Below are 14,901 nucleotides of genomic sequence, written 5' to 3' on the forward strand. Positions count from 1 at the left end.
GGTGGTGAATCCGCTGCATCGGTATCCGGTGCGACGGGTGACCGCGGACACGGTCAGGGCGGGAGGCGCGTGCGGCGCCTCCCGCCCGGTGGCGTTGCGAGCCGGCGGGGACCGCCCGGCCGCGACCGGCGTCAGCCGGTGTAGCCGGTCACGTCGCCGATCCACGTGATGAAGTCGCCCGGGTCCTCGTCGGCGCCGTGGGCGGCGTCCCAGTACATGAGGGCGTTGACGTCGTCCCCGAGGTTCTCCAGGCTCAGGGCGAGGTTGCCGACGATCGTCAGCGCGGTGTCGGTGTCCTTGGTGCCGGTGCGGATCCACCAGTACTTGGCCCGGTCGTCGTTGGACTCGCCGATGAAGTACATCGGGTTCATCATGTCGAGCTTGCCGGGGATGTCGCTGTCCAGTGACGTGCCGCCGGTGCCGCTGGTGTCGTTGGCCAGGCTGTAGTCGGTGAAGTGCCGGGCCTCGGTGGTGTCGACGCCGAACTCGTTGTTCTCGCCCGCCGACAGGTCGAAGGCGTCGAAGGCCGGGGCGTCCTTGCCGCGGGATCCGACGTGGTCGAGGTAGTCGGACCAGGAGAACGTGGCCGAGGAGCCGTCCCAGGTGATGAAGGTGTTGGAGGACAGGTAGGTGGTCCGATCGTCGTCCGACAGGTCCGCCAGGTAGCTGGTCGCGGCCGGCTCCAGGTAGGTCGCCAGCAGGTAGTCGTCGAGGTTGTCCGCCGTGATGGTGCCGTAGTCGTCCGCCGTCAGGCCGAGCCCGGACTGGTAGGTCTCGAACAGGGCTGTCAGGTCCGCGGAGACGTCCTGGTCCACCTCCTCGCCGCTGCTGAGCGTGTTGGTGCCCCAGTTCCACTCGTAGGCGCCGTCGGCGTTCTCCAGGTCGGTGATGGGGCACCAGGCGCCGGTGGCGTAGACGACGTCGTCGGCGTCGGCCGCGCCGAGCGCGCTGAGGTAGTCGTCGTACAGCGAGCTGCCGCCGGAGGCTCCCAGCAGGGCCGACAGGGCGCCGCCGGCGCTGGTCCCGGCCGTGACGATCTTGTCGGTGTCGCCCGGGACGGTGCCCGCGTTGTACCGCACGTACCGGATCGCGGCCTTGAGGTCCACGATCGCCGCCGGCGCGGTGCCGTAGTAGTCACCGCTGGAGTCCACCAGGGTCCGGCCGCGCGCGCCCGGCTCCACCGCGACGTACCCGGCCGCGATCGCCAGTTGCGCCCGGCTGCTGCTCACGCCCGTGTTGGTCGACACCGAGGAGGGGAGGTAGCCGCCGATCGAGTTGGAGACGAGGATCGGGGCGTCGGTGGCGTCCACGGCGGTGCCGTCGATCGACACCGGGACGCTGACGGTCAGGCTCTGGTAGGTCTCGTCCACCGGGTCGGTGACGTAGGTGATGGCCGACCAGAAGTGGTAGGTGACCTCCTTGTCGCCGTCGTCGGTGGAGATCGTCGTCGTGATCTCGGTGTACGCGTCGGGGTCGAAGGCCAGGGAGCCGGACGCGGTCGCGCCGGACGACGCGGTCGCCGCCAGCGCGTTCGTGCCGCCGGCGATTCCCGCCACCGGTACGGCGACGGCGGCCGCGGCAATTCCCTTGATCAGGGCCCTGCGGTTCATCTTGTGCGTCATTTCGTGTCTCCTTCGCGAGGCGCAGCAGTTTCCGAACCGCGGGCGACGGCATGACGGGATTTCTTCGCCGATGGGAGAGCCAGTGCGGGTGTCCGGAGAGTTCTGAAACTGCTTCACGGGGCGCTTGTCTCGATCTCGGCAGCGAACGTAATTCAGCGGTAACAATATCGTCAACAATTCCAGCGATTCCACGGTCAATCCATAGAGACCGCTCTGCAGCCTGAGATTCCTGAAAATCACGAGCGCATTCCGGCCGCGGCGGCCGCGGCGGCCGTCCGGGGTTCGGCCGCACCCCGCGCGCGATGGTCAAGAGTGCGTCACATGATCTCGGGAGCTGAGCGGGCGAGAGCCGGCCGACGTACTCAGGGAGCAGGTAGACGCGACTCCGACGAAGGGCAGTTCCTTGATCCCGCGACGCATCGGTCCGAGCCTCGCCGCAGGGCTCGCCTCCGCTTTCCTGCTGGTGGCGTGCAGCTCCTCGAACGGCAGCGACACCGCCGGCACCGCCCCGGTGGCGCCGGCCACGTCGGCGGCCCCGACCCCGGCCACCTCGGCGCCGGCCGCCGTCAGCAGCCCCGCGAACGGACAGACGGCCACCACCGCCGCCGTGTTGACCAGGGCGGCCCAGGGCCTGGGCAGCATCGTCACCGACGAGAACGGGCTGACCCTCTACCGCTACGACAAGGACGAGCCGAATCCCTCCAAGTGGACGTGCTCCGGCGCGTGCACCAAGACCTGGCTGCCCGTGATCGTGCCGGAGTCCGTGCAGACCTCAGGGGTGGAGAAGAGCCTCCTCGGCACGGTCCACCGGAACGGCGAGACACAGCTCACCCTCGCCGGCTGGCCGCTCTACCGGTACGTGGGCGACACGGCGGCCGGGCAGACGAACGGCCAGGGGAAGGACCAGGAGTGGTACGCGGTCACTCCCTCCGGCCAGAAGTCCAGCGTCACGGGCTGACACCCACAGAACGAGCCGCGAGAATCGATTTCCAGGACCTGTTCTTTTTGAATGGGATTTCGAAGAGCCTGGAGAAAGTCCACGCCGCGAGTATCGAAACCGGCAGAGCCACCGCCAGCGTGAACCAGAACGTGGAAAGCCCCGGCGACACGAAATGCGGGGCGATTCGGCGGATCACGGTCATGACGATCGGAAGATGGATCAGGTAGAGGCTGTAGGAGAAACCGCCGAGGCCGTGGACGGGGCGTGCCGTCAGGAGCCGTACGAGGACGGCGGGTTTTCCGGTGGCGACGGCGGCCAGCAGCATCGTCATGGCGGGGGCGATGGCCAGGTCGATCCAGAAGTAGTGGTTCACCGTCCAGACGGAACCCCGGAGGGCACCGACGGCCAGGACCGGCAGGGCCGCCAGGACGGCGAACCATCCCCACGGCAGGCGTCGCACCCGGTCCCCGGCGGCGACGACTCCCGCGCCCAGCACGCCCGCGGCGAACACCGGAGCGAGGTGGGGAGCGAGCCAGTTGTCACCCTCCACGGGGTTCGCGCCGGGCGCCGTCAGACCACCGGCGATCACCGGGAGCGTCACGCACGCGGCCAGGATCACGGCGCCCCAGCGCCGGCGGACGAACAGGAGGAGCGGAAAGAGGAGATAGAGCTCGGCCTCCACCCCTATCGACCAGAACGCACCGTTCGGCGTCGGGGCGGTGACCATGTCCTGGGCGACGAGGCCGTACACCGCGACCGTCGCGCCGGTGGGCGGCCCGAAGTGCGAGGCCGGCACCACGAACCACGAAATCACCAGGCTCAGGGCCAGTGCCGCCCAGTACGGGGGAAGGATGCGCCAGGCGCGCCGGCGCAGGAACTCGCCGACACCGGCCGACCGCCAGCCGTGCCGGGCCGGGGAGATCGCCAGGGAGAACCCGGACAGCACCAGGAAGAAGACGACGGCCAGGCGCCCGAACATCAGCCCGCCCAGCCATGGGGGTGCCGAACTGCGGGGGTAGCCCGGGAAGGTGTACAGCCAGCAGTGGAACAGGACCACATACAGTGCCGCCAGGCCGCGGAGACCGTCCAGGCCCTGCACCTGCCGACGGACCTGCGCCCCGTCGCCGTTCCCGTTCTCCCCCTGCCGCACGGGGGCGGCCAGGTCGAGAGTGCCTCCGGCCGGGCGGCTCGCATCCACTGAAATCGTTCAGCCCTTCCTCCGGGCAGCCCGGCGCCGCCCACAGCGACAGGTACGTGACCCCCGGCCGGGCCGTTCAACAGGCGAGTCCGCATGATGACGAGTCGCAGGGCTTGGTGTCCTCTTGAACCGAAAATCGTTGATTGTTTGAGTAAGTGATCCTTACGATCCTCCGACTGGGGAGCGGGGGGACTGATCCATGGCACGACCGGTGCGCTTCACGCGCGGCAACAGCCTGCTGGCAGTGGCTGCCGTCGCCGCCGTGCTCGGCTTCGGCACGAGCTCGACGGCCGCGACGGCATCGATGAGCACGCCGCCCGCGACCGGGGACGCCCTCACGGCGGCGGGTCCGCCCGCGTTCGGGATTCTGGGGTATCCGCACGCCAAGGTCGGAATGGTCTGGAGATTCGCCTTCCCGCTGTTCGTCAACAACTCGAGCATGACGGTCCGGATCACCTCGGTGCGGCTGGACCACGTTCCGCCCGGGGCGCGGGTCGAGGGGTACCCGGTCTACTCCGCGAAGGACACGAACGGATACATCCTGGGCAGCATGGAGGGGGACAAGAACGTCCCGGGCTCCCGGGACATGACGACGATGCCGGACTACGCCGGCAGACCCATCGTGGTACGCGGCCACGCCGACAGCGGCGACTACTACGCCATGGTCAGGGTCAGGATCGTCGGGCGTATCAGGGAGCACCTCAGCGGCTGCCGCGTGAACTACACGCAGGGCGGCAACCGGTACACCCAGGAGGCGCACTGCGAGTACGCGCTCGACATGAAGTGAGCGGGCGCGTGCGTACGGCGGGCCGCCTTACGGAGTCGTGACGTGCGGGCGTGGGCGCGTGGTCCGGGGGCCGCGCGCGCCTAGCGTGGCCGTATGCGTGTACTGGTCACCGGCGGTGCCGGGTTCATCGGGTCCCATGTCGTCGAGGCGCTGGCGGCGCGCGGGCACGAGGCGGTCGTGTTCGACGTGCGGGACGATCCGGGCGCCGACGTGCGCAGCCCGGTGGCGGTGGGGCGGGCGCTGGCGGGCATGGACGCGGTCTGCCACCAGGCCGCGATGGTCGGCCTCGGCGTCGGGTTCGGCGACGCGGCGGAGTACGTCTCGCGCAACGACCTCGGTACGGCCGTACTGCTCTCCGCGATGGCCGAGGCGGGGGTACGGCACCTCGTGCTGGCCGGGTCGATGGTCGTGTACGGGGAGGGGCGGTACGAGTGCCCGCGCCACGGCGTCGTACGGCCAGGGCCGCGCGCGGTCGCCGATCTGGACGCGGGGCGGTTCGAGCCGAACTGCCCCGAGTGCGGTGCCGAGTTGACGCCCGGGCTGGTCGGTGAGGACGCGCCCGTCGATCCGCGCAACGTGTACGCCACGACCAAGCTGGCCCAGGAACATCTGGCCGCCGCCTGGGCCCGGTCGACGGGCGGGTCGGCGGTGTCGCTGCGCTACCACAACGTGTACGGGCCCCGGATGCCCCGTGACACCCCCTACGCGGGCGTCGCCTCCTTCTTCCGTTCCGCGCTCGCCCGGGGCGAGGCGCCCCGGGTGTACGAGGACGGGCGGCAGCGCCGGGACTTCGTGCACGTCCGGGACGTGGCCGCCGCCAACGCGGTGGCGCTGGAGGCGCGGCCGGCCCCGGGTGTGCTGGCCGCGTACAACACCGGAAGCGGCGAGCCGCACACCGTCGGCGAGATGGCCCGCGCACTGGCCGAGGCGCACGGCGGGCCGCTGCCGGTGGTCACCGGGGAGTACCGGCTGGGCGATGTACGGCACATCACGGCCGACTCCTCGCGGCTGCGGGCCGAACTGGGCTGGAAGCCCGAGGTCGGGTTCGCGGAGGGGATGCGGGAGTTCGCGCGCGCGGAGTGAGAGGCGACGCTGCCGACGGCGTGTCCTTTCGGCGCCGCCGGCAGCGCGCGCCGCGGTTACGGTGCCGGCGGCAACGCGCGCGACGGTTGCGGCGCCGTCGGCAACGCGACGGGCATCACGGCGCTGTCGCCGGCGCGACGGGCGGTTACGGCGCCGTCAGCAGCGCGAGCAGCGGTCACGGCACCGTCAGCAGCGCGAGCAGCGGTCACGGCACCCTCAGCAACGCGAGCAGCGGTCACGGCACCCTCAGCAACGCGAGCAGCGGTCACGGCACCCTCAGCAACGCGAGCAGCGCTCACGGCACCCTCAGCAACGCGAGCAGCGCTCACGGCACCGTCGGCAGCGTGACCTCGAAGCGGCAGCCGCCGGGGATGTTGTGCACGGTGGCCCGGCCCTGGTGGGCCTCGACGATCCCGCGCACGATGGCGAGGCCGAGCCCGGCTCCGGCCGGCGGCGTCCGGGCGTGGCTGCCGCGCCAGCCGGTGTCGAAGACGCGGGGCAGGTCCTCCTCGGGGATGCCGCCGCAGCCGTCCGTGACGGACAGGACGACGGCGCCCTCGGCCGACCGCTCGGCGGCGACCGCGACCGTGCCGTCGGGAGGCGTCCGGCGGATGGCGTTCACCAGCAGGTTGCCCAGCACCCGGCTCATCTCCTTGCCGTCCACCTCGACCGGCACCGGCTCCACCCGGTCGCCGACCAGCCGTACGCCGTGCTCGCGGGCCAGCGGGTCGGCGCCCGCGAGGGCGTCGCCGACGAGGTCGTACAGGGACATCCGGCTGGGGCTCAGCGCCAGCGCGCCGGCGTGGATACGAGAGAGTTCGAAGAGGTCACCGACCATGTCGTTGAGGCGCTCGACCTCGGTGCGGATCTGCTTGTGGTAGCGGCCGGGGTCGGTGGCGACGCCGTCCTCCAGGGCCTCCGACATGGCGCGCAGACCGGCCAGCGGGGTGCGCAGGTCGTGCGAGATCCAGGCGACGAGCTCCCGGCGCGAGGTCTCCAGCGCACGTTCCCGCTCCCGGGACTCGGCGAGCTTCGCACTGGTCGCGGCCAGCTCGCGGCTCACCTCGGCCAGTTCGGCGGTGGCCGGGACCAGGGGCGCGGCGAAGTCGCCGTCCTCGCCGAACGAGCGTGCCGCGAGGACGAGTTCACGGCTGCGGGCGACCACCCAGCGGCCCAGTATCAGCGCGGTCGCGAGGGACACCACGGCCGCCATCGCGACGACCGTCGTCACCACCGACAGGTCGTGCGAGGAGAGGAACATCGCCCAGGCGACGGCCAGGGTGCCGGCGAGCATCGCGACCACGCCGACGGTGGCGACCACGGTGAGGGACGCGGTCAGCGAGCGGCGCCGCAGCAGGCGCAGCGCGGCCGCTCCGAGCAGTCCGGTGCCGGCGGCGCCGGCGAAGGCGTACAGGGCGATGAGGAGGGTGTCGCGCATGTCAGGCCGCTCCTTCCGGTCCGCTCTGCCCGTCCTGTCCGTCCTGCCCGCTCGGCTCGAAGCGGTAGCCGACGCCCCACACCGTCTGGATCAGCCGCGGCCGGGCCGGGTCGTCCTCGACCTTGGCGCGCAGCCGGCGGACATGGACCGTGACGGTGGACAGGTCGCCGAAGTCCCAGCCCCACACCGCGCGCATCAGGTCCTCCCTGCTGTACGCCCGCCCCGGGTGCCGCAGGAAGAAGGCGAGGAGGTCGAACTCGCGCAGGGTGAGGGCGAGTTCGGTGCCGTCCTTGGTGGCGCGGCGGGCGCCGGGGTCGAGGGTGAGCCCTGCGGAGGAGAAGGACCGGTCGGCGGGGGCGGGGCGGCTGCGGCGCAGCACCGACTCCACCCGCAGGACCAGCTCCCGGGGGCTGAAGGGCTTGGTGACGTAGTCGTCGGCGCCGACCTCCAGGCCGAGGATCCGGTCGTCCTCGTCGCCGCGTGCGGTGAGCATGATGACCGGGACGGGGGCGTGGCCGCGCAGCCGCCGGCAGACCTCCAGGCCGTCCATGCCGGGCAGCATCAGGTCGAGCACGACCAGGTCAGGCCAGTGCGCGGCGGCGCGGGTCAGGGCGGTGGGGCCGTCGCCGGCGTGGTCGACCAGGTACCCGGCGCGGTCCAGGTACCCGGCGACGATCTCGGCGACGGTCGGATCGTCGTCCACGACCAGGACCCGGGCACCGCCGGCGGTGGCCTCGGCCTCGGTGAGCTCGTACGGCTGCTGCATGCCTCCACCCTCGCACCGGGCCGTCGCGGGTGTCGCGGCCGAGGGTGGGCCCGGAGTGCGACGTTCGCGTTTCGTAAGAACCACGGGAGGCGGGGGCCCGGCGCCGACGTCCGCGTTTCGTAAGCAGCCGGGGCCCGATATGCCCGGTTCACGTTCGTAGGGTGAAGCCGTGACCACCTCACCTTCTTCCCGTTTCCCGGCGACTTTCCCGGCGACGGACGTGGACGTCGTCCTCCCCTGCCTGAACGAGGCGGCAGCCCTGCCCTGGGTGCTCGGCCGGATCCCGGCGGGCTGGCGGGCCCTCGTGGTGGACAACGGCTCCACCGACGGCTCGGCGGACATCGCCCGGGCGCACGGTGCGACCGTCGTCCACGAGGCGCGGCGCGGCTTCGGCGCGGCGTGCCATGCGGGGCTGACCGCCGCGACCGCCGGCATCGTCTGCTTCTGCGACTGCGACGCCTCGCTGGACCCGGGACTCCTCGTGCCGTTCGTACGGGAAGTCCTGGACGGCGAGGCGGACTTGGTGCTGGGCCGGCGGCGTCCGCAGGGGCGGGGCGCGTGGCCCGCGCATGCCCGCGCGGGGAATCTGGCGCTGGCGCGGATGCTGCGGCGCCGTACGGGGCTGCGGCTGCACGACCTCGGTCCGCTGCGGGCCGCTCGCCGCGAGGGGCTGCTCGCGCTGGACCTGGACGACCGGCGCAGTGGGTATCCGCTGCAGATGGTGGTGCGGGCGGCGGACGCGGGGTGGCGGATCGCCGAGCGCGAGGTGCCGTACCGGCCGCGTACCGGTAAGTCCAAGGTGACGGGTACCTGGCGCGGCACGTGGCAGGCGGTGCGGGACATGAGCAAGGTGCTGCACGAGTCACCTCGGGTGCAGGCAGGTGGGGGCTGGTCGCGCAGTTCCCCGCGCCCCTGACGGGGCGCTGTCCAACCGCCTCCTCCATACATAGCTGCGGGCAGGCGTGCCTCCCCCAGAGCCCTAAAGGCCTGGGGGGACCCCCAGGCGGCACGGGTGGGCGCAGCGGCACCCGGCCGGCGCCGGTGAGCGTCCCCACCCCCCGCCCCCACCCCGGACCCCCCAAGGAACCCCCCATGACCACCCTCCTCGTCATCGCCAAGGAACCCCGCCCCGGCAGGGTCAAGACCCGGCTCACCCCGCCCTTCTCCCCCGCGCAGGCCGCCGCTCTCGCCGAGGCCTCGCTCGCCGACACCCTGGACGTGGTGGCCAGGACCCCCGCCACCCGCCGCGTTCTCGCCCTCGACGGAACCCCCGGCCCCTGGCTGCCGCCCGGCTTCGACGTCGTGCCGCAGTGCGCCGGCGGACTGGACGAGCGTCTCGCCGACGCCTTCGCCCACTGCTCCGGCCCCGCCCTCCTCATCGGCATGGACACCCCCCAGGTCACCCCGGCCCTGCTCACCGTGGACTTCGCGGAGTGCGACGCGTACTTCGGTGCCGCCGAGGACGGCGGGTTCTGGGCGCTGGGGCTGGCCGACCCGGACCCGGCCCTGCTGCTCGGGGTGCCGATGTCCGTGCCGGAGACCGGCGCCGTCCAGCGGCGGCGCCTGGTCGCCGCCGGGCTGCGCGTGCGTGACCTGCCCCGGCTGCGGGACGTGGACACCGCGGCCGACGCGGCCGCCGTCGCCGCCCTCGTCCCGCACGGCCGTTTCGCCGCGCTGCTGGCCAGGTGCACGGCACACAGCGGAACGGGCCGCCGATGACCACCTCGCCGGCCGTCCCCTGGACCGGCCCCGACCCCTACGCCGCCGCCCTGCACGCCGGGCACGGCCCGCTGTTCCTGCGCCGCACCGACGGCTGGCTGCTGCCCCTGGACGTCGAGCGCTGGTGCGCGCGGGCCGACCCGGTCGACCGGGCGGTCCTCGACCGCTGCGAGGGCCCGGTCCTGGACGTCGGCTGCGGCCCCGGGCGGCTGGTCGCCGAACTCGCCGCCCGGGGCCGTACCGTCCTCGGCATCGACGTCAGCGCGGCCGCCGTCGACCACACCGTGCGGCTCGGCGGCCAGGCCCTGCGCCGCTCGGTCTTCGAGCCGCTGCCCGGCGAGAGCCGCTGGGGCACCGTCCTGCTCATGGACGGCAACGTCGGCATCGGCGGCGACCCGCACGCCCTGCTCGGCCGGGTGGCCCGACTCCTCGCTCCCGGTGGGCTGTTGATCGCCGAGACGACCGAGGCGGACGTCGACGAACGCGTCGACGTCCACCTCACCGACGCCCAGGAGGCGGTCGGCGCCCCCTTCCTCTGGGCGCGGCTCGGCACCCCGGCCCTGCTCCGGTACGCGCGGGGCTGGGAGCAGGAGGCTCAGTGGGTGGCCGGCGGCCGCCGCTTCGTCGCCCTGCGCAGCCGGCGCGCCAGCAGCAGCGCCGAGCCGCCGAAGAGCACGGCGGTGATCAGCAGCCAGCGGGCCAGGAAGCCGTCCGCGGACTGGCCGGTGGCCGACCGGTAGTGCCCGGCCACCGTCCCGCTGATCAGCGGGAACCACACGAGGAGGAGCAGCGCGGAGAGGGCGGCCGGGACCCGGACGTACATCGTCCTCCCCCACTGCCTTGAGGGCGTGGGCGGTGCCCCCACCCGGCGGCCGGCGGCGCCAAGGCCCCGTGCCACCGCCCGGTCGGCCAGCGCGTACAGCGGCAGCAGGACGAGGTCGTGCAGCAGCGCCGCCCCGACCACCCACAGCGCCACGCCGAGCCAGTCGCCGGACAGCAGCCGTACGCCGGCGTAGGCGGCGAGCGCGAACGAACAGGCCAGGATGAGGATCTGGAAAGGACTACCGACTGCCGGGCGCAGACTCGGGCGCATCACAGGTCTCCGAAGGTCATCCGGGCCACCCACTTGGTGTTGAGGACACCGGGTGCGGCGGGCACGATCACGCGCGCCGGGTAGCCGTGGTCGGGGGACAGGTCCTCGCCGTTCACCTGGAGGGCGAGCAGGGAGCGCGGGTCGGCGACCTGGTTGGCGCGCAGGGCCGCGCGGCGGAAGGCGCCGTGCCGCTGGATCGACTCGACGAGCACGTCCGGCGGGTCGCCTTCGTAGCCGACGAGCGCGGCGAGGTCACGCAGCCGCACCCCGCGCCACCACTGGTCGGCGGTCGACCAGCCCTCGACGCAGGCGATGGGCAACGCGGCGCTGTGCTGGGGCAGTCGGAGGAGCTGGGTGCGGCTGAGGCGGACCGTTCTCCCGCCCCGGCCCGTGACGACGAGCCGCCACGCCTCCTCCCCGGTCTCCTTCGTGTCGATCCCGGCGTACGCGGCCGTCTTGTTGATCTGGAAGCCGTTCGGCCCGCTGCCGGGGTCGGCTCCGCCGTGCGGAGCGAGCAGGGCGGTGCGCCGCAGCACGCCCCCGATGCTCTGCCCGGCCGTCGTGACGAGCAGCAGCAGGGACGCGCCGCCCACGAACCACAGCGCCCCGCGCCGCGAGACGGTGGGCGGGTCCGGCCGGGGCGCCGCCGACTCCCCTTCGTCCAGGCGCCGCCCGCGAACGGCCCGGAGCGCCGTCGGGGTCTTCAGGGCGGCATGCGCGAGGAACGCGGCGAAGAACACCCAGGCGCCGTAGAAGTGCAGGGGGTAGAAGGAGCCGGGGAAGACGTAGTCGAGCTGGACGTTGAGGACACCGGTGGTGAACTCGAAGAGGCCGCCGCCGACCAGCAACAGCAGCGAGATCCGCTCCAGGGCGTGGGCGAGCGAGCGGGCCGGGGGCAGCGTGAACAGCTTGGGCACCACCGACCACAGCTTGGCGAGCAGCACCGGGATCAGGACGATCCCGAGGGTGACGTGCAGGCCCTGGGTGAGCCGGTAGAGCCAGGACGGGTTCGTCGGCCAGGAGAAGAGGTAGAAGCCGAGGATGCCCTTGTCCGGGGTCTGGTCGTTGACCGGGGCCAGGTCCGGGTTGTACGCGGCGTACGAGACCAGTCCCGTCACGAAGAGCACGGTGATGCCGACGAGCAGCACCAGGCCGAGCACCGAGGTGAACCAGGTGCCGCGCAGCGGGCTGCGCCAGAAGCCGGGTGAGGTGGGAAGCCGTGGGTCGTCGTGTCGCATGGTCCGACCGTAGGCCGGGGAAACCCCCGGAAAGGGTGCGCGACCCATGACGAAAGTCTGACGTCAGCCGCTTGATCCACACTCTCGCGCGGTCGCCGACCTAGCGTTCCGGTGTGACCCGCGCCCCGCTCCGTGATCGGTACGCCGATCTGCTCGCCGTCCTCGGCGCCGCCCTGCTCGTGCTCGTGGCCGTACTGGTCGGCCGGCACATTCAAGACACCTACCGCACCCTGTTCGTGCACTGGCCGCCGCTGTTCGCCGACTGGGACCCGCACGTGGGTCCGGGCACCCCGGCCGCCGTGCTGGTCGCGGCGGCCGTGGTGGCGTACGGGCCGAACCTCGCCGTACGGCTGTCCTGGCGCGGGCTGCTCGGCGCGGCCTGGGGTGCCTGTCTGGCCTGGACGTGGTCGCTGGCGCTGGTGGACGGCTGGCAGCGGGGCGTGGCGGGCCGGCTCACCAGCCCGAACGAGTACCTCACGGTCATCGGCCGCTTCCACGACATCCCGGCGACCCTGCGCGACTTCACCCACCACATCGTCAGCGGCACCCCGGCTCCCTGGCCCGCCCACATCGCCGGACACCCGCCGGCGGCGACCCTCACCTTCGTCCTCCTGGACCGGATCGGGCTGCGCGGCGGGGGCTGGGCGGGTGCCTGGTGCATCACCGTCGGTTCGACGGCCTGTGTCGCGGTGCTGGTCGCGGTGCGGGCCCTGGCCGACGAGCGGCTCGCCCGGCGGGCCGCGCCCTTCCTGGTCATGGCGCCGGCCGCGGTGTGGGTGGGCGCCTCGGCCGACGGGTACTTCGCGGCCGCCGCCGCCTGGGCGGTGGCCCTGCTGGCGCTCGCGGTGACCGGCCGGTCGGTGGCCTGGGCGGCGGGTGCGGGACTGCTGTACGGGCTGACCTGCTACCTCTCGTACGGGCTGACGCTCTTCGCGCTGATCGGGGCGGCCGTGCTGGTGCTCGGCCGGCGCCGGGTCCGGGCCCGGCCGGCCGTCCTCGCCCTGCTGGTGGCCGGGGCCGCGGTCGTCCCGCTCGTGTTCACGTTCGCCGGGTTCGACTGGTGGCAGGGGTACCGGCTGCTGGTCACCCGCTACTACCAGGGCGTCGGCGGGACCCGGCCGTACGGCTACTGGGTGTGGGCCAACCTGGCCTGCACGGTGGTCATCACGGGTCCGGCCACGGTCGCCGGGCTGCGGCGGGCGGGTGCCGTGCTGGTCCGCCGCCGTACCGCGCCTGCCCCGCAGGCGCGTCTCGCCTTCCTCGCGGGCACCGCCCTGCTGGCCCTGCTGATCGCCGACCTGTCCGGGATGAGCAAGGCGGAGACCGAGCGCATCTGGCTGCCGTTCGCGATGTGGCTGCTGCCGGCCGGCGCGTTCCTGCCCCGGCCGCGTGCCTGGCTCACGGCGCAGGCGCTGCTCGGGCTGCTGCTGAACCATCTTCTGTTCACCGGCTGGTGACCCGCCGGAGGACCCCGCCGACGCCCCGCCGGCAGTGGGGATCCACTGCGAGGGTGGGACAACTCTGTGGTCCGGCACATCGACTGCCGGCGTGACGGCGATCATCCTGGATACGGCATCCGTGCGGGCGGCCGGGAAAGGAACGCAGCGCGCCCGGCGTGCTGCGCGTTCCGGCGGAAATCCGCGTCCCGACGGAATTCGCCGCCGAAACACCGGACGGATATTCCGGCGAGCGGCTCACTAATGCGTCGGGCGGGCAGCGAGGGACATTATTCCGCCCTCTGCTGCAGCCCGGGGAATCTCCCTCGCCGCTTATGGAGGAGTTACCGCCGGGTCGCACACCCCTCCACCCTGCACCATGAATGAATCTTCAGTCACTTCACTGCGCATGTCAAGTCACGGACGTCACCAGGTGTTTCACGTCGACGGCGAGGCGATCCAGACGCCGGGGCAGCGCGTCCGGTTCCACCGGAGCGGGCAACGAGTCGGTTAATTGTCGCCACCCGGGCGACCTCCGGGTTAAATTGGCGGAATTATTGCGTACGCAAGGACGTCACACCGGGGGAGGCTTGACAAGTCCCGGATATCGTCGAGAAGAATCGGGCGATCGAGAAAGTTCCGCAATTGAACGGCGTGCGCCGCCGGAGCCTGGCTGTGCCCCACACGCAGAAGGCCCGGTGCAGGGTTCGGCCGAACCCTGCACCGGACACCGGAGAGGAGAGACCGATGGCAGGCGCCACCCCGCGCAGTGCTCCACCCGCCGCGCCGGCCGGCCCCGGCAGGACGGAGCCGAGAGCACTCAACCCCCTCTCCGCGCGCCCGCACCCGGTCCCCGGCGGTCTCGGGGGCGACCAGGGCCACGGCCGGTCCCCGTCCGAGGGCGCGGACGCCGCCGACACGGTCCGGCTGGCGGTGCACGCCGCCGACCCGATCACCCGGTCCGCCCTGGTGAGTTACCTCCGGCGGCAGCCCGGTCTGACGCTGACCGGCCGGGACGCACCCGCCGACATCGTCGTGGCGGCCCTGCAGGACCCGGACGCCCGCACGCTCACGCACCTGAGCCAGGAGGCCGAGGGCGCCGCCAGGCTCGTCGTGATCGTGGACGGCGAGTGGTCGGTCGACCCCTACGCCGCGCTGGAGGCGGGCGTACGTGCGGTGCTGTTCCGCCCGGCGTTCACCTGGGAACGGTTCGGCGAGGCGCTGCAGGAGGTGCGGGCCGGTCACGGTGACCTGCCGGCGGCGTTGCAGGGCCAGCTGATGGACCAGATGACGAGGACCCACCAAGAGGTGCTCGCCCCGCACGGCCTCACCCCCGGCGGGCTCACCCAGCGGGAGGCGGAGGTGCTGCAACTGGTCTCCGAGGGTGACGAGTTGCAGCACATCGGAGACAAGCTCGGCTACTCGGAACGGACCATCAAGAACGTGCTCTACGGAATGATCAAGCGGCACCGGCTGCGCAACCGCGCCCACGCGGTGGCCTACGCGATCCGGAGCGGCCAGATATGACCCCCGCCCGCCGGTACCGCGCACGACCCGCGTGGCACCGCCCGCTGCCCGGCC

General features: G+C 72.6%; 13 protein-coding genes. 8 read left to right on the plus strand and 5 right to left on the minus strand.

Annotation, left to right across the window (positions count from 1 at the left end; all coding sequences use genetic code 11):
- Window positions 1–131: 131 nt before the first annotated feature.
- The gene (locus tag SSP29_RS32775; protein WP_150135361.1) at window positions 132–1,622 is read right to left on the minus strand and encodes a subtype B tannase; all 1,491 of its coding nucleotides are present in this window, start codon (window positions 1,620–1,622) and stop codon (window positions 132–134) included.
- A 403-nt stretch (window positions 1,623–2,025) separates the two neighbouring features.
- Between SSP29_RS32775 and SSP29_RS32780 the strand changes: the two genes are divergently transcribed.
- Window positions 2,026–2,580 carry a hypothetical protein gene (locus SSP29_RS32780; protein ID WP_089104499.1) on the plus strand — a complete coding sequence of 185 codons (555 nt, stop codon included), beginning with the start codon at window positions 2,026–2,028 and terminating at the stop codon, window positions 2,578–2,580.
- Here SSP29_RS32780 and SSP29_RS32785 read toward each other — a convergent pair.
- Window positions 2,570–3,760, minus strand: a complete 1,191-nt coding sequence (locus SSP29_RS32785; protein WP_245883344.1) for an acyltransferase family protein — start codon at window positions 3,758–3,760, stop codon at window positions 2,570–2,572. The genes SSP29_RS32780 and SSP29_RS32785 overlap by 11 nt on opposite strands.
- Window positions 3,761–3,959: 199 nt before the next feature.
- Between SSP29_RS32785 and SSP29_RS32790 the strand changes: the two genes are divergently transcribed.
- Both SSP29_RS32790 and SSP29_RS32795 read left to right on the plus strand, forming a co-directional pair.
- A complete protein-coding gene (locus SSP29_RS32790) occupies window positions 3,960–4,547 on the plus strand; it encodes a hypothetical protein (protein ID WP_145968976.1) in 588 nt (195 codons plus the stop codon).
- Between the two features lie 93 nt (window positions 4,548–4,640).
- Complete coding sequence (locus tag SSP29_RS32795; protein WP_089104501.1) at window positions 4,641–5,630, plus strand: NAD-dependent epimerase/dehydratase family protein; 990 nt, start codon at window positions 4,641–4,643, stop codon at window positions 5,628–5,630.
- A gap of 325 nt (window positions 5,631–5,955) precedes the next feature.
- Here SSP29_RS32795 and SSP29_RS32800 read toward each other — a convergent pair whose 3' ends face one another.
- Both SSP29_RS32800 and SSP29_RS32805 read right to left on the minus strand, forming a co-directional pair.
- The gene (locus SSP29_RS32800) at window positions 5,956–7,068 is read right to left on the minus strand and encodes a sensor histidine kinase (RefSeq protein WP_089104502.1); all 1,113 of its coding nucleotides are present in this window, start codon (window positions 7,066–7,068) and stop codon (window positions 5,956–5,958) included.
- A gap of 1 nt (window position 7,069) precedes the next feature.
- Window positions 7,070–7,834: a response regulator transcription factor gene (locus SSP29_RS32805; RefSeq protein ID WP_089104503.1), complete on the minus strand. Its 765-nt coding sequence runs from the start codon at window positions 7,832–7,834 to the stop codon at window positions 7,070–7,072.
- Window positions 7,835–8,003: 169 nt separating this feature from the next.
- Here SSP29_RS32805 and SSP29_RS32810 point away from each other — a divergent pair, with 169 nt between their 5' ends.
- From SSP29_RS32810 to SSP29_RS32820, 3 genes are all read left to right on the plus strand, one after another.
- Window positions 8,004–8,750, plus strand: a complete 747-nt coding sequence (locus SSP29_RS32810) for a glycosyltransferase family 2 protein (RefSeq protein ID WP_089104504.1) — start codon at window positions 8,004–8,006, stop codon at window positions 8,748–8,750.
- A 176-nt stretch (window positions 8,751–8,926) separates the two neighbouring features.
- Window positions 8,927–9,553, plus strand: coding sequence for a TIGR04282 family arsenosugar biosynthesis glycosyltransferase (locus SSP29_RS32815; RefSeq protein ID WP_089104505.1), 627 nt, complete (start codon window positions 8,927–8,929; stop codon window positions 9,551–9,553).
- Window positions 9,550–10,293 (plus strand): class I SAM-dependent methyltransferase, encoded by a 744-nt coding sequence (locus SSP29_RS32820; protein WP_089104506.1) that lies wholly within the window; start codon window positions 9,550–9,552, stop codon window positions 10,291–10,293. Before SSP29_RS32815 ends, SSP29_RS32820 begins: the two co-directional genes overlap by 4 nt.
- Before the next feature lie 352 nt (window positions 10,294–10,645).
- Here SSP29_RS32820 and SSP29_RS32830 read toward each other — a convergent pair whose 3' ends face one another.
- Window positions 10,646–11,884: a molybdopterin-dependent oxidoreductase gene (locus tag SSP29_RS32830; protein WP_089104508.1), complete on the minus strand. Its 1,239-nt coding sequence runs from the start codon at window positions 11,882–11,884 to the stop codon at window positions 10,646–10,648.
- A 113-nt stretch (window positions 11,885–11,997) separates the two neighbouring features.
- Between SSP29_RS32830 and SSP29_RS32835 the strand changes: the two genes are divergently transcribed.
- A complete protein-coding gene (locus SSP29_RS32835; protein WP_089104509.1) occupies window positions 11,998–13,341 on the plus strand; it encodes a hypothetical protein in 1,344 nt (447 codons plus the stop codon).
- Between the two features lie 726 nt (window positions 13,342–14,067).
- A complete protein-coding gene (locus SSP29_RS32840; protein WP_089104510.1) occupies window positions 14,068–14,847 on the plus strand; it encodes a response regulator transcription factor in 780 nt (259 codons plus the stop codon).
- Window positions 14,848–14,901: the final 54 nt, after the last annotated feature.

The sequence above is a fragment of the Streptomyces hyaluromycini genome (assembly GCF_002217755.1).
Classification (GTDB): domain Bacteria; phylum Actinomycetota; class Actinomycetes; order Streptomycetales; family Streptomycetaceae; genus Streptomyces; species Streptomyces hyaluromycini.

Coding starts and splice junctions, on each gene's coding strand:
- SSP29_RS32790 (WP_145968976.1), top strand. CDS start 3,960: ATGGCACGACCGGTGCGCTTCACGCGCGGCAACAGCCTGCTGGCAGTG.
- SSP29_RS32840 (WP_089104510.1), top strand. CDS start 14,068: ATGGCAGGCGCCACCCCGCGCAGTGCTCCACCCGCCGCGCCGGCCGGC.
- SSP29_RS32820 (WP_089104506.1), top strand. CDS start 9,550: ATGACCACCTCGCCGGCCGTCCCCTGGACCGGCCCCGACCCCTACGCC.
- SSP29_RS32800 (WP_089104502.1), bottom strand. CDS start 7,068: ATGCGCGACACCCTCCTCATCGCCCTGTACGCCTTCGCCGGCGCCGCC.
- SSP29_RS32795 (WP_089104501.1), top strand. CDS start 4,641: ATGCGTGTACTGGTCACCGGCGGTGCCGGGTTCATCGGGTCCCATGTC.
- SSP29_RS32830 (WP_089104508.1), bottom strand. CDS start 11,884: ATGCGACACGACGACCCACGGCTTCCCACCTCACCCGGCTTCTGGCGC.
- SSP29_RS32815 (WP_089104505.1), top strand. CDS start 8,927: ATGACCACCCTCCTCGTCATCGCCAAGGAACCCCGCCCCGGCAGGGTC.
- SSP29_RS32775 (WP_150135361.1), bottom strand. CDS start 1,622: ATGACGCACAAGATGAACCGCAGGGCCCTGATCAAGGGAATTGCCGCG.
- SSP29_RS32805 (WP_089104503.1), bottom strand. CDS start 7,834: ATGCAGCAGCCGTACGAGCTCACCGAGGCCGAGGCCACCGCCGGCGGT.